The sequence below is a fragment of the Bacillus sp. T3 genome (assembly GCF_033449965.1).
Classification (GTDB): Bacteria; Bacillota; Bacilli; order Bacillales; family Cytobacillaceae; genus Bacillus_BU.
Map to the genome: position 1 here is coordinate 2,591,544 of NZ_CP137761.1, position 19,158 is coordinate 2,610,701.

17 protein-coding genes are annotated in these 19,158 nt (G+C 38.0%); 6 read left to right on the forward strand and 11 right to left on the reverse strand.

What is annotated here, in order from left to right:
• The first annotated feature begins 9 nt into the window (after nt 1-9).
• Entirely contained in the window at nt 10-387 is a 378-nt protein-coding gene (locus RGF10_RS13365; RefSeq protein WP_318502773.1) for a hypothetical protein, read from the forward strand.
• 16 nt (nt 388-403) lie between these two features.
• Entirely contained in the window at nt 404-1,672 is a 1,269-nt protein-coding gene (locus tag RGF10_RS13370; protein WP_318502775.1) for an erythromycin esterase family protein, read from the forward strand.
• A 24-nt stretch (nt 1,673-1,696) separates the two neighbouring features.
• On the opposite strand, the gene RGF10_RS13375 is transcribed toward RGF10_RS13370, so the two are convergent.
• The 5 genes from RGF10_RS13375 to RGF10_RS13395 form a co-directional block, all read right to left on the reverse strand.
• Nucleotides 1,697-2,335 carry a tetratricopeptide repeat protein gene (locus RGF10_RS13375; protein WP_318502777.1) on the reverse strand — a complete coding sequence of 213 codons (639 nt, stop codon included), beginning with the start codon at nt 2,333-2,335 and terminating at the stop codon, nt 1,697-1,699.
• 21 nt (nt 2,336-2,356) lie between these two features.
• Nucleotides 2,357-2,503, reverse strand: a complete 147-nt coding sequence (locus tag RGF10_RS13380; RefSeq protein ID WP_318502779.1) for a hypothetical protein — start codon at nt 2,501-2,503, stop codon at nt 2,357-2,359.
• Nucleotides 2,504-2,840: 337 nt separating this feature from the next.
• Entirely contained in the window at nt 2,841-3,395 is a 555-nt protein-coding gene (locus tag RGF10_RS13385) for a hypothetical protein (RefSeq protein WP_318502781.1), read from the reverse strand.
• A gap of 238 nt (nt 3,396-3,633) precedes the next feature.
• Nucleotides 3,634-3,771 (reverse strand): 3D domain-containing protein, encoded by a 138-nt coding sequence (locus tag RGF10_RS13390; RefSeq protein ID WP_318502783.1) that lies wholly within the window; start codon nt 3,769-3,771, stop codon nt 3,634-3,636.
• Nucleotides 3,772-3,851: 80 nt separating this feature from the next.
• Nucleotides 3,852-4,697: a coiled-coil domain-containing protein gene (locus tag RGF10_RS13395; protein ID WP_318502785.1), complete on the reverse strand. Its 846-nt coding sequence runs from the start codon at nt 4,695-4,697 to the stop codon at nt 3,852-3,854.
• A gap of 381 nt (nt 4,698-5,078) precedes the next feature.
• On the opposite strand from RGF10_RS13395, the gene adhP reads away from it, so the two are divergent.
• Nucleotides 5,079-6,092: an alcohol dehydrogenase AdhP gene (gene adhP, locus RGF10_RS13400; RefSeq protein ID WP_318509461.1), complete on the forward strand. Its 1,014-nt coding sequence runs from the start codon at nt 5,079-5,081 to the stop codon at nt 6,090-6,092.
• A 99-nt stretch (nt 6,093-6,191) separates the two neighbouring features.
• Here the strand turns inward: adhP and RGF10_RS13405 are convergent, their stop codons facing one another.
• The 4 genes from RGF10_RS13405 to RGF10_RS13420 form a co-directional block, all read right to left on the reverse strand.
• Complete coding sequence (locus RGF10_RS13405; RefSeq protein WP_318502787.1) at nt 6,192-7,661, reverse strand: sigma-54-dependent transcriptional regulator; 1,470 nt, start codon at nt 7,659-7,661, stop codon at nt 6,192-6,194.
• The gene (locus RGF10_RS13410; RefSeq protein ID WP_318502789.1) at nt 7,661-9,310 is read right to left on the reverse strand and encodes a GAF domain-containing sensor histidine kinase; all 1,650 of its coding nucleotides are present in this window, start codon (nt 9,308-9,310) and stop codon (nt 7,661-7,663) included. Before RGF10_RS13410 ends, RGF10_RS13405 begins: the two co-directional genes overlap by 1 nt.
• Nucleotides 9,311-9,320: 10 nt before the next feature.
• Nucleotides 9,321-10,469: an iron-containing alcohol dehydrogenase gene (locus RGF10_RS13415; protein WP_318502791.1), complete on the reverse strand. Its 1,149-nt coding sequence runs from the start codon at nt 10,467-10,469 to the stop codon at nt 9,321-9,323.
• A gap of 677 nt (nt 10,470-11,146) precedes the next feature.
• Nucleotides 11,147-13,060, reverse strand: coding sequence for a heavy metal translocating P-type ATPase (locus tag RGF10_RS13420; protein ID WP_318502793.1), 1,914 nt, complete (start codon nt 13,058-13,060; stop codon nt 11,147-11,149).
• 500 nt (nt 13,061-13,560) lie between these two features.
• Between RGF10_RS13420 and RGF10_RS13425 the strand changes: the two genes are divergently transcribed.
• Together RGF10_RS13425 and RGF10_RS13430 are read left to right on the forward strand one after the other, a co-directional pair.
• The gene (locus RGF10_RS13425) at nt 13,561-14,373 is read left to right on the forward strand and encodes an alpha/beta fold hydrolase (protein ID WP_318502795.1); all 813 of its coding nucleotides are present in this window, start codon (nt 13,561-13,563) and stop codon (nt 14,371-14,373) included.
• Nucleotides 14,374-14,574: 201 nt separating this feature from the next.
• Complete coding sequence (locus RGF10_RS13430; RefSeq protein WP_318502797.1) at nt 14,575-14,718, forward strand: hypothetical protein; 144 nt, start codon at nt 14,575-14,577, stop codon at nt 14,716-14,718.
• A 71-nt stretch (nt 14,719-14,789) separates the two neighbouring features.
• Here the strand turns inward: RGF10_RS13430 and adhE are convergent, their stop codons facing one another.
• Together adhE and RGF10_RS13440 are read right to left on the reverse strand one after the other, a co-directional pair.
• Nucleotides 14,790-17,402 (reverse strand): bifunctional acetaldehyde-CoA/alcohol dehydrogenase, encoded by a 2,613-nt coding sequence (adhE, locus tag RGF10_RS13435; RefSeq protein WP_318502799.1) that lies wholly within the window; start codon nt 17,400-17,402, stop codon nt 14,790-14,792.
• Between the two features lie 225 nt (nt 17,403-17,627).
• Complete coding sequence (locus tag RGF10_RS13440; RefSeq protein WP_318502801.1) at nt 17,628-18,527, reverse strand: TIGR01777 family oxidoreductase; 900 nt, start codon at nt 18,525-18,527, stop codon at nt 17,628-17,630.
• Nucleotides 18,528-18,662: 135 nt separating this feature from the next.
• Here RGF10_RS13440 and RGF10_RS13445 point away from each other — a divergent pair, with 135 nt between their 5' ends.
• Nucleotides 18,663-18,914 carry a hypothetical protein gene (locus RGF10_RS13445; protein WP_318502803.1) on the forward strand — a complete coding sequence of 84 codons (252 nt, stop codon included), beginning with the start codon at nt 18,663-18,665 and terminating at the stop codon, nt 18,912-18,914.
• Nucleotides 18,915-19,158: the final 244 nt, after the last annotated feature.

A 19,158-nucleotide genomic window follows, 5' to 3' on the forward strand; every position in this document is an offset into this window, starting at 1 on the left:
TGGGAAAAAATGATGAAAAATATTATTGACGTGATCGATCAAAAAACAAAGAAACAATTGGAACAAGAGATCAATGGATTAAAATTCACAAAAAACTTCCGTTCACCAACAGCTGAGGAATGGTATATTTTTTTACCGAGTTATAAAGATCCGATAACAGGTGGGGCGGCTGGCAAAACCATCATTCATTACAATCTTTACGATACAAAACATTTCTATATCAACACGACCATCATTTTTGATGATCCTTTACTATTTCATCGCGAAGTTCATCCGCTTGTTTACGGAATTTGTGATGAGATTATTAATCGTCTTGTCGGTTATGCAGATACTTTGTTATCGGTTCACTGTGGTGAGAATTCCTATTCTGCTGAATACAAACAATAAAGATTGAGGGATACAAATGATAAACGAAACATTAATACATGCAATAAAAGAATATTCTATCCCACTTAATCATACTAGTGATTTAGATTTTTTGATTCAAAATATTCAGAACCAAAAATATGTATTACTTGGAGAATCCTCTCATGGGACCTCTGAATTTTACAAAATTAGGGCAGAGTTATCTAAAAAGCTCATAAGTGAGAAAGGATTTACTTTTTTGGCGGTTGAGGGTGATTGGCCCGCTTGTTTTGAAATCAACCAATATATAAAAGGAATCGACCATGTGGACTCCAATGCACGTGAAGTACTGAAATCCTTTAATCGATGGCCAACCTGGATGTGGGCAAATGAAGAAATGATTGAATTAATCGATTGGTTAAAAACTCACAATCAAACTCTCCCTAAAGAAAAACAGGTTGGCTTTTATGGCATTGATATTTATAGCCTTTGGGAGTCAATGGATGAGATCATTAAGTACTTAGAAAAAATCAATTCACCGGATCTTGAAAAAGCAAAAGAGGCGTTCTCCTGCTTTGAACCATATAATCGTCAACCCGAAAAATATGGGGTCTCAGTAGCGTTTTATAACGAGGGATGTCGGAATGAAGTCATAGGTCTATTAACAAAAATGAATGAAGAAAAAAGAAAGCACATAAAAAACGAAGAAGACCGCTTAAATCTTGAAGTGAATGCACTGATTACAGCAAATGCGGAACAGTATTACACAACGATGATTACAGATGATAACGAATCATGGAATATACGCGATCGTCATATGGTAGAAGTAATTAATAAAATAACACAAACGTTAGATAGTAATGCAAAGGGAATCATTTGGGAACACAATACCCATGTCGGTGATGCCCGAGCGACAGATATGGCTAATGAAGGGCTTGTAAATGTAGGACAATTAATGAGGGAGCAACATGGTTCCCATGAAGTATTTATTGTTGGATTCGGAACCCATCAAGGAACGGTAATCGCGGCAGACCAATGGGGCGTGAATCTCGAGGTGATGATCGTTCCTCCTGCACAAAAAGGTAGCTGGGAAGATTTGCTCCACCTTGCTGGGTCACATGATAAGCTGATTATGATAAATGAAGAAAACAGGTCCACTTTTAAACAAAGACTTGGACATCGTGCAATTGGAGTTGTTTATAATCCAAGGCATGAGCATTTTGGTAACTATGTACCTTCAGTTATTTCTGATCGCTATGATGCATTTATTTTTGTAGACCATTCTAATTCCCTAAACCCACTAAAAATAGAAAAAGTGTATTTATAACAAAAAGCAGATCACGGTCTGCTTTTATGTATTCTTAAAGGCCAACAATATTTTTCGGTATAATAAATAATACCAAGACTCCCCACGAGGCTTAGGGTGCGTTTTTTTGTCTTTAAACATAACTTTTGAGTTGCGAAATTTCTCCAAATAATAATGTAATAATTCTTCCACTTCCTGAAATTGTTCATTTTTTCTTACGTAAGCAGGAAAGGAAATAATTTCATCAAACGCAAATTTCTCTGCGCCGATGACGATTTTCGTTAATACCGCCCCAAAATAAAATGATATTGGTAAAGGGACTTCCTTTTGATACACTAACAATTCGTCAAATATATTAGCAGCAACTTGAAAATTTTGACGTTGTAATTGTTCAATCGCTTCATTATTTTTATCATACAAACGATCGTATAACGGAAGCTTCTGCTCCACTTTTTCTACTGCCTGCAGTATATCAATATCCTTCACTTCACGAATAACCTTCCATTTCTCGATGGCCTGGTGAGGGAAACCGGTTAACACATCAATCAAACCGAGCGCCCATACAGCGTCGACAAAAGACGGCTCCTCTTTAAGGATGGGTTCAAGCAGATTAGACGCCTCTTCGTACATTTCATCCTGCATATAGGCAATGGCACGGTTATATAATTGAATTAATTGTTCCATTTGACATCCCTCAATTATGATCTATTTATCCGCACTGTCATCACTTGAGTCGACATAGATTTTGTTTTCCAAGGATGATTCTTTTTCATTATTTATTTTTAGTTTAATCGGTTTTAATTCCAACAATCTTTTTTTAAATTCCTGAATGTAATCACTTTCTGATTGCATTAAAATCCCTCCATAGCACAGCTATACTTCGTTATCGAATGGTTTTCTAAACTTAAGTTACTACAATCTAAACTATCCGTCTACAAATAAAGAAAAGCGCAAGGCGCCCGTTTATCGGCGACAAGCACAAGACGCGCCGGCCGAAAGGTTGTTCTTTGACCTTTTGGACGGAGTGACTTGTGACCTCGAGCCGATGGCGCCTGGAGCTAGACACCGATCAAAGTTTTTACTTTATTAACTTTTATAATAAAAGAAGAAACTTAGGTTATTCCATAGTTTCTTCTTTCGTGTTAGTCTATCGTTAAAATTAATTAATGACGACAATTATCAATATCTATTACCTTCTTCGACGATGGTCGTTTTTTCCGTATCGTGTATCGAACCAGAAATAATCGAAATCATCTTTTACTCCGCTGCTCGAAGTTTCTCTTCTGCCCGTTTTTTTATAGTCCTTCTCTTCATCCTGGTGTTTTTCTTTATCTTCTTTATGTTCTTTTTTTTCATTTTTATATTTATTGTGTTGATCTTTTTTTTGATCCTTCTCTTCTTCTTTATATACTTTAATCTCTATTTTCTTATGGCTTTTTTCCTCGACTTTATATTTTTTTTCATGATCTTTTTTATGATCCTTCTCTTCGTCTTTACATTTCTTGTCTTCGTCCTTTTTCTTGCCCTTCTCTTCATCTTTTTTATGATCTTTCTTTTCAGCTACACATTTTTCTTTTTTGGATTCCTTATCATGATCTTTTTTACACACTTTCTTACAATGCTCTTCTTCCCCATCTTTAAATCCATCTTTAAAACCTTCACGATAGCCTTCTTTGTATCCTTCTTTTAAACCATCATAGTAACTCTTTTTTGAGTGGTCTTCCCAGTTATTCATATCTCCCATTTGTTCCTTCGATCTCCTTTTTATATAATTTAAAAAACCTTATATAAGTTATTCGAAAGGTGATTATTATCTTGTACATATACCCAGCGAAAGGAGAATTGGTTGCTTTACTCAAAAAATGGTGAATTCCATATATTCATCCAACCACTCACACTAATTGAAGCTTGCTAAAAATAATGATTAAATACAAAAAGCATGTCTCTTTTAATAAGAAACATGCTTTTTGCAGATCATATCACTAATTTAAAATAATCACTTTAACTGTTCTGACTCCCCAGTTGAAGGCTGCGGCTTTTGAAGGCATCAACACATCAATTTTGTGTCCAACAATAGCTGAACCAGTATCGCCAGCAATCGCTTCTCCATATCCTTCCACCCACACCCTTTTACCTAGTGGAATTACAGATGGGTCAACAGCGATTAGCTTCATATTAGGATTTTGACGAATATTATAACCTAATTTTGTAACGGCGCCAGATTCCTCCTGGAACTGTATGCGGTTGCAGTAACATAAATTTCTTTTCCATTTCCAGCTGGAGCAGCTGCTGTTTGTTGAGGAGCGGCTGCAACGGCTTTCGCTGCCGCCTCACGTTCAATGCGAATCGCATCTTGTGCTGCTTTTAATTGGGCTTCTATCCCATTCTCTTGCTGTTCAATTTGGCTGTATTTTGCTTGCATCGCCGATAACGTTTCTTGGCGAGTTTGCAGGTTTTGATTTAATTTCGTTTGTTGTCCTGCAAGTACAGCTTGTTCTTCTTCAAGTTTTTGTTGTTGCTGATCAATTTCCTTTTTGTGATCTTCAATTTGCTGTAAATCTAGCTTTTGAGCTTCCAAAATATCATTATCAGCATTTAAGATTGCACTTACGGCACTGGCACGTTGAAGAAAATCATCAAAACTCTTTGACTCTATTAAAACTTTAATCACCAAATTGAGATTATTATCATTTTGAAGAGCCTTAAGTCTGTTTTCCATAACGTCTTTGCGATTTAGGATTTTATCCTCAAGGATGACGATTTGCTGTTTATTTTCTTCAATCAGCAGATTCATTTCGTCAATTCGCTTTTGGGTGTTTGCCATCGATTGTTTATTCTCTGTTATATATTGATTCAGAGAGTCCATTTCTCGTTGGATATTGTCTATTTCAGTAGAAATAGACTGCTTTTCTTTAGCTTTTTGTTCAAGCTCTTGTTGAATATTCTGTATCGAGCCTGTGTTGGCTTGTGCTGTAGACACAAACGAACCAGAGATACATAACATCGATGTAAAACTAAAGAGAATCATACGCTTAATATCTGGCATGCACTTCTCCTCCTTGCCAACTAATTATAACAGAAGAATTAAACTGTTATGTTACAAAAGGATTAAAAATGCTGTAATAGTACGTACAAATATTGGTAAATATGTCGTATGCAGCATAATAAATGACAAAAATGTCATTGCAATAACAATATGAACAACTCCAAAAAATCGGTCGATAATAGCCAAAAGCGCGGCTCGAACAAGCCGAGTTTTCGGCTTTTTTCGTTTATATGTATTGATTTTACCGAAATGTAAGCGTTTTATATTTTGGCACACTAATTGCATTATTAAAATGGTGAATACAAAAACAAAGGGGTTGTTGAAATGAGTAGAAGCGAAAATCAAAGCAGTGTTGTAGAAGCAGGACAAGCGACTCGATTAATGAAAGCAGCAGTAATAAGCCAATTTCATCAAAAGCTTGAAATCAAAGAGGTTCCTGTACCAGAGCTTGGCTATGGAGAAATCCTTGTGAAAATTAAAGCTTGCGGAGTTTGTCATACAGATTTACATGCTGCACATGGGGATTGGCCAGTTAAACCTATGCTTCCACTTATTCCAGGTCATGAAGGTGTAGGGATTGTTGAAGCGGTGGCAGAAGGTGTAACGTCGATTAAGGTGGGCGACCGTGTTGGTGTCCCATGGTTATATTCCGCTTGTGGTGAATGTGAGTATTGTTTAACAGGGCGTGAAACATTATGTCCAGATCAATTAAATGCTGGCTATTCCGTTGATGGTGGATATGCTGAATATTGTAAAGCACCAGCCAATTATGTTGTGAAAATTCCTGAATCCCTAGATTTTCACGAGGTTTCCCCGATTTTTTGTGCAGGTGTAACAACCTATAAAGCGTTAAAGGTTTCAGAAGCAAAACCAGGAGATTGGGTAGCCATTTATGGAATTGGCGGGCTTGGACACGTTGCTCTGCAATACGCCAAAGCTATGGGCTTTAACGTAATTGCTGTTGATATTCAAGATGACAAGCTCGAGCTTGCGAAACAATTAGGAGCAGATCTTACAGTGAATGGATTAAGAGTGAATCCAGCTGAAGAAATTCAAAATCAGGTAGGTGGCGTCCAAGCAGCAGTTAGTGTTGCTGTGACAGCAAAAGCTTTTGAACAAGCATACCGTTCCGTTAAACGTGGTGGAACACTAGTCGTCGTTGGTCTACCTAATGCAGATCTACCAATTCCAATTTTTGATACAGTCTTAAATGGAGTAACGGTGAAAGGCTCTATCGTTGGGACAAGAAAAGATTTACAAGAAGCGATTGAATTTGCCGCTCAAGGAAAAGTACGAACCAATATTGAAGTACAGCCTCTCGATAATATTAATGAAGTATTTGATCGTATGGAAAAAGGTGGAATCAACGGCCGAGTCGTTCTTACATTAGAATAGTCCAACCTGTCCTCTTCAATACATGATGAAAGGTCAACGAGTCCAATCTCGTTGACCTTTTAATTTGATTAATTGATGCTGCAGTCCAACAATCCAATATCATATTCCACTTACCTTTTCTGATTCCTTCTTCTCGTTTAATAAATAGCGAAGCTTTCTCATTGTAATTTGCAAACGTTTTGCTGCTTCTTTACGGTTTCCTAGAGTTTCTTTTAATGTTTTTTGGATAAATGCCTTTCCAACAATTGCTTCAAGTTCCTTTATCCTTATGAGGATTTCTTCTAAATTTATTTCTTTCTCCTGTTCGAAAGTCAGCAGCAAACTTTCTACCCAATTTTTCAAAAAATCCTCTAATGGGTGTTCCTGATGTGTTTTTTTGCTAATCAGATTCTTTATCGGTGTATAGGAAACAGAAGGAAGCTTCAGTACCGGTAAATCTTTTGCCGTGATTAGTCCATCGGTAGTTTCTGAAAGGGTGACGACTCTTGTAACATAATTTGATAGTTCGCGGATATTTCCAGGCCAATCATATTCCTGCAAAATCTTAATTGCATCGCTTGAAAAAGAAATCGGTATAGATGTCACTCGTCCCACTAAATATTGTAACAAGTGAGGAAGATCCTCCTTCCGTTCTCGTAAAGGAGGAATTTTCAAATGGACAACATTCAACCGGTAATATAAATCCTCACGAAATTTTTTATTTTGAACCGCTTCCAATAAATTTTCATTTGAGGCTGCGACAATCCTAGCATTTGTACGAAAAGTCTTTTCACTTCCGACACGCATGAACTCTCTTGTTTCTAAAACCCGTAATAGCTTTACTTGAATCGATAGTGTTGCTTCGACAATTTCGTCCAGAAATAAGGTCCCTTTGCTAGCAATTTCAAATAAACCCTTCCGCTGCTGAGTAGCACCTGTGAAAGCTCCTCGTTCATGACCAAAAAGTTCACTTTCTAATAACGATTTTGAAATTGCTCCACAATTTACCCCAATAAAGGATTCTTTGCTTCGTTTGCTAGATTCATGAATAAAACGGGCCAGGACCTCTTTTCCTGTACCAGTTTCGCCTTCAATTAATACATTAATATTCTTTCTTGCCACCTTATAAGCGGTTTGAATGAGATAATTCATTTCATTTGTTTCACCTATAATCAAGCCGACTTGATGAGCTAAATCGCTGATGTGCTGCTCCGTTGTCTCTTCGGATGTAGCTAGCAAATTTTCGATTTGCTTTTCTAAAACATCAATATCATCAAACGGTTTCTCGATATAGTCAATCGCACCAAGCTTCATCGCTTCAACAGCCGTATTAATCGTACTGTAGCCAGTCATAATGATCGCCTTACATCCTGGCTGCTGCTTTTTTAACGCACGCAGTATGCTTAATCCATCCGAGTTAGGGAGTTTTAAATCAATCATTGCGGCATGAAAAATTTGTTTATTAAAATCAATCTCAAAAAATTCATATCCGCTATTAATCACCGTAACTTGATAGCCTTTTGAGGTAAACAAATGGGATAGAAAATTTCCAATCGCGATTTCATCATCAACAATCAGAAGTCTTGTCACTATCTCACCCCCACAATCTTAGCCTGATGAAGTGGAATTCGTAGTGTGAAGGTACTCCCATTATGAATTTGACTGAGAACATCAATCGTTCCCCCATGACTTTCTGCAATCCCAAAACTAACTGATAATCCCAATCCAGTCCCTTTATCACTCTCTTTTGTTGTATAAAACGGATGAAAAATTTCCGAAATCCGATGTTTTTCAATCCCTATTCCATTATCCTCGACTGTCAAGTGTACTTCATTGTTTAAAAGGAACGTCCGAATCCTCATGAGTTTCAGCGGTTTATTCGATAATTCTAGTGCATCTCTCGCATTCAGAATGAGATTCACAACCACTTGCTCAATTTGCTGCTGACTTCCTTCAATTAATGGCAAGTGCTCTAGTAAGTCTAGTTCAATCTCAATATCGCTCTTTTCCAATTGATATTTTAATAAATACATAACCTGTTCGATTGCATCATTTAACGAAAATGACTCAAACGTATATTCATCCTGCCTTGAAAAAGTTAGTAGACTTTTAATGATTTGTTTACAGCGGTCTCCACAGTTTTTAATATCCTTTAAGAGCTGATGGGATAGTTCATCTGTAGGACGATTTCTAAGGAGCAGCTGGGAATTCCCCAGTATCGCAGTAAGAGGGCTATTAAGTTCGTGTGCAACTCCTGCTGCCATTTCACCGATTGCGGCCAATTTACCAGAATGAAGAAGCTGGGCTTCCATTTTTCTTTTTTCTGTTACATCCTTCATATATAAAATCACACCATATACTTCCTGTTGATTGTTTTGGATAAGATATGTATGTGATTCACAAATCTTGCTGTGATGAAAATATAAATCCATATAACCTGGCTTTTGAGTCCGAAATGTGTCAAGAATAAAGGCACGACACGATTCCCCCAAAAATGAAAAGGAAGGGCATTCCTCCGTAAGATTAAAGAAGGATTTCACTTTATCATTACACTGAAGGACATTTAGATTATGATCAAAAATAAAGATCATATCATCGACTGCCTTAAAAGTATCTTCCCATTGCTGCTTGCGCTTTAGTACTTCATTATATAATTGTGTATTTTCAATACTGATGGCTAAATGATCGGTTAGCTGTTGTAGAAAAGCAACATCGTCCTCACTCCATTTAGAATCATCCTGTCTACCGATACTAAATACACCAATTTCTTTATTCTTCATAGTCAATGGCAGAACAATGACTGTTTTAATCCCGCTATCAATTAAAGATTCTTTTTCAAAAAAGTTGTCTTGGGTATTTTTCAATTGTTTATGTATCGTTTGATTATTTTTTAAGGCTGACCAATAGAGTGAGTGTTCAAATGGAATAACCGAACCGAGCATCAAATGCATCGAATTTTCTGGGTAAACATTTGATAGAATGAGTTCATCATTTTTTAATAGCAATAGACTTACTCGGTCACATGGCATTAGTCCCCTTAATTTATCAATGACATTTTTTAATATTTGATTGAAGGTTGAATTGATGTTGATGCTCTTCATCACTTCATTTATGATTTCTAATTGCATGTTTTTCTTCTGAAGCTGCTCAACCGTATTCTTCATTTCGGTATAATAATTTTTCTTTGATGACTTTACTCCCGTGAGTAAAGCAATCATATCTTTTTTATCCTGTAACATATTTCACCACCTACAAAGCATTGGTTAGTAATTTTTTGGCATCCACTAGTGTCATATCACGTGGATTTGTGATCATACATGCATCCTGCAAAGCTAGTTTACTTGCCCAATCTATGATATCCTCTGTCATGCCAACTTCACTTAACGTTTGCGGAGCACCGATATCGGCAGCAAGCTCTTTTACAAAACGAATTCCTGCTCTCCCAGCTTCCCTTTGGGTTAATCCTCTAGTATCAATCCCCATACATTCTGCGATTTCAACAAATCGGTCTGGTGCAGCAATAAAATTAAAATCCATTACATAAGGAAGAAGAACGGCATTGATTTCTCCATGAGACATCGGTAATTTTCCGCCAATCGCATGGGAAAGAGCATGGACTGCTCCAAGGATTGCATTAGAAAATGCAAGTCCAGCCTGAAGACTTGCCATCGCCATCGCTTCTTTTGCTTCTTCATTCGTTTTCGACGCAACAGATGGCCGTAAATATTTTGATACAAGCAGTAAAGCATTTTTCGCTTGTACATCCGTAAGAGGAGTAGCAGCAGTACTTACATACGCTTCGATTGCATGGGTTAAAACGTCCATACCAGTTGCTGCGGTCAAACTTGCATCCTTTGTAACAAGCGTGTAAGGATCAATAATTGCGATATCTGGGACTAAATTTTTAGAAACGATAATCATTTTTTTCTCTCTTTCAGAATCTACAATGACAGAAAATTGCGAAACCTCAGACCCCGAACCTGCGGTCGTCATGATCATGATCATAGGTGGTAGTGGTTTTTTAATCTTATCGACCCCTTCATAATCATTTATTTTCCCACCATTCACACTGAGGATGGCAATCGCCTTTGCAGCATCTAATGCACTGCCACCACCTAATCCAATGATCGCGTCACATTCATTCTCCAGATATAAGTGACAGCCCGCCACAACATCATGATCACGTGGATTAATACTTACATCGATGAAGGTTGCAAACGGTAAATTCGATTCTTTGCAGACAGTCATTAATACTTCTAACCAACCTGCATTAGCAACTCCTAAATCACTTACAATCAACACTTTTTTTGCACCAAGACGGAGACAAGCATCCCCTGCTTGCTTGATTGAGTTCTTCCCAAAGATAATCTCGGGTGTTACAAATTTATTAATGTGCATAGAATCACCTATTAAATAGTTTTGTTATTACAATATTAACCAACATGCGCTAAAATTTCTGTTTCTTTTTGTCGTTTTTTTAATATTTAGTATTTTTAAAAGATAATAAAAAACGACAGCAATTTTGCTGTCGTCAGATTGTCGAGAAAGGATACTTTTCTCGGAAATTTTTATTTTGTCATACCAACTGGCCGGTTGATTTCCGTTCCAGGTGCTTCGCTTTCCGCGGGGTGGGCGGTGAGCCTCCTCAGCGCTTTTGCGCTTGCGGGGTCTCACCTGTCCCACTGCCCCCGCAGGAGTCTTCGCACCTTCCACTCCAATCAACCGGGTGTATCAACCTGAGGAATGGCCACATACTTTTTCTAACCTTGCCAAGTGTGTGGAGACAATTCAAATCGGGCGGACAATGAGTGCGCTATTTCCCTAAATATCACCTTTTATGGAATCATTCCGGACATTTGATGCGTTATTTTGCAAAAAGTAACGTTAATAGGCTGCCAAATAGCTAAATAAAAGCTTCTATGTCCGATAGAAATTTAAATGACCGCATTTTATGACAAATAGCGTATCCTATGTCCGCCTTCCACCAAACTAACGCTGTAAACTTAAAAAGAAAAAGGCTGTCGAGAGATTCTCGACAGCCTAACGACAGCAATTTTGCTGTCGTTCTGTATATCTTATGATCGTAATAATCTTAACCCATTTAGTATTACAAGGATGGTGCTTCCTTCATGCCCAAGGACCCCGATTGGCAACGCTAGGAACTGCAGGAAGTTGGAAGCTATTAATAACATGATTACCGTTATTGAAATGACCACATTTTGTCTAATAATCGTGTTCATTTTTTTCGAAAGCTTCACTGCTTCGGCAATTTTTGGCAAATCATTTTTCATTAGGACGACGTCTGCTGTTTCCAGTGCAACATCCGTCCCTTCTCCCATTGCTATGCCAACATTTGCTGTTGCAAGTGCAGGAGCATCATTGATCCCGTCTCCAACCATGGCAACAATCTTGTATTTTTCCTTTAATTTTTTGAGCTCCTCCACTTTCGTTTCAGGAAGGCACTCAGCAAAGTACATATCAATTCCACTTTCAGCAGCAATACTGGAGGCCGTTTTTTTACTATCACCTGTTAGCATAACGGTATGGATTCCTTCGTTTTTTAACGCTTGAATCGCTTGAAGTGCTTCTTCACGAACACTGTCTTTTAATGTTAATACTCCGGCAATCCCTTTTTCATCACGGGCAAACACGACCGTTTTCCCCTGTTCTTGAAGGGTGGAAGCAATACCGTTTTGAAACTGCTCTGCTTCTATGCGGTTTACAAAATCTGCTTTACCGACCTTCCATTGAACACCATTAATGGTAGCCTGCACACCATGACCCGCAATGTCCTCCATATTTTCTGGTTTGACCAATTCAGTAACCTTTGTTTTGGCAAAGCGGACGATAGCAGTAGCAAGTGGATGGTTCGAGTACGCTTCAAGCGATGCAATATGAAGCAGTAACTCTTCCTCTGTTAAATCCTCTCGTACAATACAATCCGATACTTCAGGTTTCCCCTTGGTTAATGTACCTGTTTTATCAAAAGCAATTGCTTGCAAATTCCCGAGATTTTCAAGATGCACACCACCCTTAAACAGGATTCCGTGACGGGCACCATTCGAAATCGCTGATAAAGTGGCTGGCATAATCGAAGCAACTAGAGCACATGGAGATGCAACAACAAGTAAAATCATGGCTCGATAAAAGGTTTCAGTCCAGCTCCAGCCAAGTGCAAAATGCGGAACAAACATCATTAATGCAACTATCAATAATACTGTTTTAACATATTTCCCCTCAAATTGTTCAATAAATTGTTGAGAAGGTGATTTTTCACTTTGCGCTGATTGAACAAGCGTGATAATTTTTTGAAATAATGTTTCGCTATTCGGTTTTGTCATTTCCACCAAGATTGATCCACGAAGATTGACTGTTCCTGCAAACACTTCATCGTGAAGCGATTTACTAACGGGCATCGATTCACCCGTTATCGCGGCCTCATCAATATTTGTTTGACCTTCAATTATGGTACCATCAGACGGTACTCGCTCACCTGGCTTAATTAACAGAATATCCCCAACAACAAGGTCGGAAACGGACACTTTTTCTTCAATACCATTGCAAACACGCAGTGCTTCTTCAGGCTGTAAATTCATTAAAGCCGAAATTTCTTTATGACTTTTGTTCATCGTATACGTCTCAAGTGCACCACTTAAGGCAAAAATGAAGATTAAAATTGCACCCTCCGTCCAGTAGCCTATTATGGCCGAACCGATTGCCGCAAAAATCATCAACATCTCAACATTTAATTCTTTATTTTCAAAGGTTTTTTCGATTCCTTCCTTAGCTTTTGAAAATCCACCAATTAAATAGGCAACAAGAAAAATAGCAACGGACGTGGTGTGCCAATTTGCAGCCAGAAGCCATCCAATGAAGATAAGCAATCCACTAAACAGAGCGGCAACTAATTCTAGATGTGGTTTTATTTTTTCAAAGAAAGGAGTATCAATCTGAACTGTTTGTTCAACTGGTTTTATTTCTGCAAGCATACAATACCTCCAAATTTAATATTCATCGAGACAGATTCTCATTTACACAATAATTAGTTGAGAATACTATTTTAGAAAACTATTCTTATTGTTTATAATGATGTGAAAAACCCGCATGATTTCAACTTCATAATTATTTTATAAACCTATAATAACATATACATAGAATTAAATAAATAGTAATTATTATAAATTAATAATTACTATCGATAATGATTTTCATACTCAACTACACTTGTAAATCACATTTCCTATAGTATGGTAAAATGTTCGGAACGGAACATGATCCTCTTCCATTAATAGAGTTTAGGAAGCCTGCTAAAATTAAAGAATTTATAGAGGTAAATTGGAAAAGAAATTTCGTTAAATTCTGGAAGATTCTTGATGTTTACATAATTAAATTATCGCAAATAACATACATGTTAAAAAAATAATAAATGGAATGGTACATCCCTTCTTTTGAATAGCTTTAATGAAAAAGCTCTCTAGGAGGAAGCATTGTGGGACATTATGTTCAAGTTGAACAAGATGTTTTTGTTTATGTTGAGGACCTAAATCCCAACAGCGACAAGGCGATATTATTTCTACACGGTTGGCCAGCAAATCATAAAATGTTTGAATACCAATTTGACCACCTCCCACGAATGGGCTATCGTTGTATCGGCTTAGACCAACGTGGTTTCGGAAAGTCAGATAAACCTTGGAGTGGCTACGACTATGATCGCTTAGCAGACGATGTTCGGTGTGTCATTGAGGCGTTTTCATTAAAAAATATCACGTTGTTAGGACACTCCACTGGCGGCGCTATAGCCATTCGTTACATGGCTCGGCACAATGGGTTTGGAGTTTCAAAGCTCGCACTTTTAGCAAGTGCTGCACCGAGCCTCATCCAACGCCCTTATTTTCCACATGGATTAAATAAAGATGTTGTGCTGAAAATCATTCAAGACACCTATAAGGACCGACCTAACATGCTCCGTGACTTTGGGAACATATTTTTCTTCCAATATGTAACAGACACTTTTTCAGATTGGTTTTTCAACTTGGGGCTCGAGGCAGCCGGATGGGCAACAGCAGCCATTGCGAACACTTGGTTAGGCGAAGAAGGACTATTTGAGGATCTCAATAAAATTAATGTACCGACGCTTATCCTTCACGGTATTCACGATCAGGTATGTCATTTCGCCTTGGGAGAGGCACAGAAGCAAGGAATTAAAAATTCCACGCTAATCCCTTTCCAATATAGTGGTCATGGACTTTTTATAGATGAATGGGAGAAGGTGAACAAAGAACTAGCTAAGTTTATTGGATAGGCCATATTTTCATTGGTGTGAAAAAAGTTTGTTAGATAACCTTACAAACCTATTTCACAATACTGAAATCAAGGATAAAGTATGGTTAATCAGTGAGATTCTACAAAATATTCAAAATGCACCAAACTTTACAAAACGATAACAAAAGCCACACACCGTATTTACAGAATAGATCTATAATAATCCTAAGGAGGAGATACCATGACAATTAATGACAAAGTTCTATATTCTGGAGATGTTTATAAAATAATTTTTGATTATAAAAATGGGCACTTTGAAATCATGCGAGACGATTTATTAAGAAAAGTAGAATTAGTTAAAGAGAATGAAATTCAAAGATTGTAGCGTGGTAATGATGTGCAAAAGAAAAAAACAGGCATCATCCCACAATAGGATGACGCCCGACACCTCTACTATTAAAATGCTTTACGGTAAATATCTGCCATCTCTGAAATCAGTGGATAGCGAGGGTTTGCAGTTGTACATTGGTCTTCAAAAGCACGTTCTGCCAACCAATCTACCTTTTTGTCAAACTCAGCTTTATCTACACCTGCAGCCTCTAGTGTAAGGGGCATACCTAGCTCCGTTGCCAAATTTATAATGGCTTGAATTAGACTTTCGACACCTTCTTCGGTCGTACGTGCAGGTAATCCGAGCATTCGTGCGATTTCAGCATAACGCTCGTCAGCAATAAACCGCTCGTATTTAGGGAAACTCACAAATTTCGTCGGCTTCGTCGCATTATAACGAATAACATGAGGCAGCACAATCGTGTTCGCACGGCCATGCGGGATATGGAACTCTGCACCAAGCTTATGAGCTAAGCTGTGATTGATGCCAAGGAACGCATTCGTAAACGCCATCCCGGCAATCGTCGATGCATTATGCATTTTCTCACGAGCTAATTCATCACTGCCATTATGGTAAGCTTTTGGCAGATATTCAAAAACGAGCTGGATCGCCTTCATGGCTAATCCATCTGTATAATCACTCGCGAACACAGAAACATAGGCTTCAATCGCATGGGTTAACACATCCATGCCAGTGTCGGCTGTAATATGCTTCGGTACAGTCATCACAAATTGTGGGTCAATGATCGCAACATCTGGTGTTAACTCATAATCAGCGAGCGGATATTTCATTCCTACCTTTTTGTCGGTAATAACCGAGAAGGCCGTTACCTCAGAACCCGTGCCCGATGTGGTTGGAATCGCCACAAATTTGGTTTTAATACCGGAATGAGGGAACTTTACAATCCTTTTACGGATGTCCAAAAACTTCTGCTTTAATCCAAAGAAATCAGTATCTGGATATTCATAGAATAAGCGCATTCCTTTGGCAGCATCCATTGCTGAACCGCCACCAAGAGCAATAATCACATCTGGTTGGAAATTGATCATTTTTTCTACACCTTTAACTACCGTATCGAGCGACGGATCAGGCTCAACATCAGAAAAAACATCAACATGAACAAAATCTGGGCGTTGTCTTAAGTAGTATTGAATTCTTTCAACATAGCCTAACTTCACCATTCCAGGATCAGTCACAATGAGGGCTCTTGAGATTCCTTCCATTTTGGCTAAGTACTGTGTGGAGTGTTTATAGAAAAACATTTTTGGTGGAATCTTAAACCACTGCATATTCACATTCCTTTTCGCCATCGTTTTTGTGTTAACCAAATGCACGGTGCCAACATTTGCACATACTGAATTTCCTCCATAGCTTCCACAGCCTAGTGTTAACGAAGGAATGAAAGCATTATAAATATCTCCGATTGCCCCTTGCGATGAAGGTGCATTTAGAATAATCCGCCCTGCCTTCATTCTTGTACCAAACTCTTTCATAACGGCATCGTCGTTTGAATGAAGAACCGCTGAATGACCTAATCCACCGAATGTAAGCATTTCTTCAGCTCTTGTCATTCCCTCATCTAAGCTATTTACTTTATAACAAGCAAGGACTGGGCTCAGCTTCTCACGAGATAATGGATATTTCGGGCCGACACCCTTCAATTCTGCCACTAGTATTTTAGTAGATTCTGGCACAAATACGCCAGCTAATCTAGCAATTTTTGCAGCTGGCATTCCGACGATTTCGGCATTAACCGCGCATGTATTTTCATTAATCACCAGCGCTTCAACTTTTTTCTTCTCTTCCTCATTTAAAAAATAACAATCATTTGCGAGCATTTCTTTTTTAACATCGGCATAGATTTCTTTATCAATAATAACGGCCTGCTCTGAAGCACAAATCATTCCATTATCAAAGGTTTTCGATAAAATTAAATCATTTACCGCTCGTTTAATATTTGCGGATTTTTCTATATAGCAAGGAACGTTCCCGGGTCCAACACCAAGTGCAGGTTTTCCAGAGCTATAGGCGGATTTAACCATACCCGAACCGCCGGTCGCTAATATAAGTGAAATATTTGGATGGTTCATTAATAATTTAGTAGCTTCTAAAGAGGGTTTTTCGATCCATTGGATACAATTTTGTGGTGCGCCTGCTGCTATCGCTGCATCTCGTAAGACTCGTGCGGCTTCACTGCTGCATTTCTGTGCTGAAGGATGGAAGGCAAAAATGATAGGATTTCGTGTTTTGATCGAGATTATTGCTTTAAACATCGTAGTGGATGTTGGATTGGTTATTGGAGTAACCCCCGCAATCACTCCAATGGGTTCTGCGATTGAATAAGTACCTGCATGTTCATTTTCATGAATATACCCAACGGTTTTATTCTCTTTAATATTGTTAAATATGTACTCTGTTGCAAAGATATTTTTTATTATTTTATCTTCATAAACACCGCGTCCAGTTTCCTCGACAGCAAGCTTTGCTAACGGCATATGTTGATCTAACCCTGCAACAGCCATTTGTTCAACTATATGATCAATATGAGCTTGATCAAACTCCATAAATTCTTTTAATGCTTGGTTTCCATTTTCGACCAGCTTACTGATCACTTCTTCTACGGTATTGATTTCTTCAATTGTTTGGACATTTTTAACCGTTTTTTCTTTTACTGCCATGTTAATACCCCCATTTTGTCGAATTCAATTTGTAAAAACAATTCTTCAAATGCTTTTTTGAGTATTTCTTCTGGTAGTTCTGAAAGCGATTACAACTCTGTTCAAACTAAACTATTTATCCCCCCTTCTTACTTTATGTATGTAGAATAACAAACAAATTATTTTCTTAATATTACATTTATCACTATTATTCCCTTTATTATAAAAATTTCAATAATTTCAATTTTATATTAAAAGATCGTTTAACGCTCCTTCAAGCGTCGGAAACAAAAATGCAAACTGTTCTTCCATTAATTTTACTGGAATAACATGCTGCCCTTCCAGAACGAGAGCACTTTTCTTTCCGAGTGCCATTTTCAGAGCAAACTCAGGAACTGGCAACCAGTGTGGCCGATGCAACACTGAAGCAATCGTTCTCCCGAAATCCTCCATCTTAACCTGGGTTGGAGCGGTAACATTTACTGGACCCTTCAGTGCTTGATGTTCCAGTGCAAATACAATGGCACGAACCACATCCTGTACATGAACCCAGGACACCCATTGTCTTCCCGATCCTACCGTTCCACCACCAAATAGTTTATATGGAAGGACCATAAGTGGTAGTGCTCCACCCTCTCTTCCGAGAACAACTCCAAATCGCATATACACAGGACGAATTCCTAATGCATTCACGCTTTCTGCTTTCTTTTCCCAATCACAAACGGTTTTTCCGAGAAAATCCGCTGCTACCTCCTTCGAATCTTCAGTATAAATTGCAACATTTGATGCGGGATAAATACCAATAGCACTGGCATTTACCAAAACTGCGGGTTTAACAGCTAATGCAGCAATGATTCTTAATAATTCATTTGTTGCTTTCATTCGACTATCATAAATTTGCTTCTGATGGCTTTCGTTCCAGCGACCATCGTTGATCGAAACTCCAGCTAAATTTATGAAGGCATCTGCTTCGTTAATTTCTTTTTCTGGACAAGCCCCATGTTGTAGCCATTTAATATAGGTGACTCGACTATTAGACGGTTGTGCTTTCCTTGTTAGGCAGACAATGTCATGTCCGTTTTCAAGCAAAAGCTCGGTCAGTTTTTTTCCAATAAACCCAGTGCCCCCAGCAATCACAATTTTCATCTATTTCACCTTTTTCTAATTTTGATATTTAAATTATCTCATAATCCCTATGTAAATAGACAAATACTATGTCTTTGATTACGATTATTTCTTTTTTGCATATAGTATCGTATTAAACCTAAAGGATGTTGTTAGATGTGTTGGAATTTTAGTAGACAGCAAACCAATCCAATGATTGGGCAAGCATGGACAGGAAGACATGTGGTATTAGTGCAATGCTCGATCGATAGTCAGTTCTCTCACCTATATAAAAGTAAGCATGCACCTCTTGAGCCCCCTCAATCCAATTGCGCAGAAACCCTATCCCAGCTGTTAAGTATTGGCTATCGGATTCATGCAAGTGCACCAATCTCTGCCAATCAAATTCAGTATTTTCTAGTGCTATAAATGAAAAAAAGGCTGAAACCAGTTGTTTGAACTGTGCTTCAGCCTTTTTTCTGTATTTTTGAGATTTCAATCGCTAGTTTCAAAAAATCTGTCATAACCCTCCTATGTAATAAAATCTTCTTTGCTGATACTTACAATAATTATCAATTACCTGGGCAAATTGCTTAACTTGTAAGAAAATGTTCAAAAACAAATATTAAATGCGATGATTCGTGAGGTAAAGTTAAACAGTATGTGTATTTAT

Coding starts and splice junctions, on each gene's coding strand:
- RGF10_RS13365 (WP_318502773.1), top strand. CDS start 10: ATGATGAAAAATATTATTGACGTGATCGATCAAAAAACAAAGAAACAA.
- RGF10_RS13370 (WP_318502775.1), top strand. CDS start 404: ATGATAAACGAAACATTAATACATGCAATAAAAGAATATTCTATCCCA.
- RGF10_RS13375 (WP_318502777.1), bottom strand. CDS start 2,335: ATGGAACAATTAATTCAATTATATAACCGTGCCATTGCCTATATGCAG.
- RGF10_RS13380 (WP_318502779.1), bottom strand. CDS start 2,503: ATGCAATCAGAAAGTGATTACATTCAGGAATTTAAAAAAAGATTGTTG.
- RGF10_RS13385 (WP_318502781.1), bottom strand. CDS start 3,395: ATGGGAGATATGAATAACTGGGAAGACCACTCAAAAAAGAGTTACTAT.
- RGF10_RS13395 (WP_318502785.1), bottom strand. CDS start 4,697: ATGCCAGATATTAAGCGTATGATTCTCTTTAGTTTTACATCGATGTTA.
- adhP (WP_318509461.1), top strand. CDS start 5,079: ATGAAAGCAGCAGTAATAAGCCAATTTCATCAAAAGCTTGAAATCAAA.
- RGF10_RS13410 (WP_318502789.1), bottom strand. CDS start 9,310: ATGTTACAGGATAAAAAAGATATGATTGCTTTACTCACGGGAGTAAAG.
- RGF10_RS13415 (WP_318502791.1), bottom strand. CDS start 10,469: ATGCACATTAATAAATTTGTAACACCCGAGATTATCTTTGGGAAGAAC.
- RGF10_RS13420 (WP_318502793.1), bottom strand. CDS start 13,060: ATGCTTGCAGAAATAAAACCAGTTGAACAAACAGTTCAGATTGATACT.
- RGF10_RS13430 (WP_318502797.1), top strand. CDS start 14,575: ATGACAATTAATGACAAAGTTCTATATTCTGGAGATGTTTATAAAATA.
- adhE (WP_318502799.1), bottom strand. CDS start 17,402: ATGGCAGTAAAAGAAAAAACGGTTAAAAATGTCCAAACAATTGAAGAA.
- RGF10_RS13440 (WP_318502801.1), bottom strand. CDS start 18,527: ATGAAAATTGTGATTGCTGGGGGCACTGGGTTTATTGGAAAAAAACTG.
- RGF10_RS13445 (WP_318502803.1), top strand. CDS start 18,663: ATGTGTTGGAATTTTAGTAGACAGCAAACCAATCCAATGATTGGGCAA.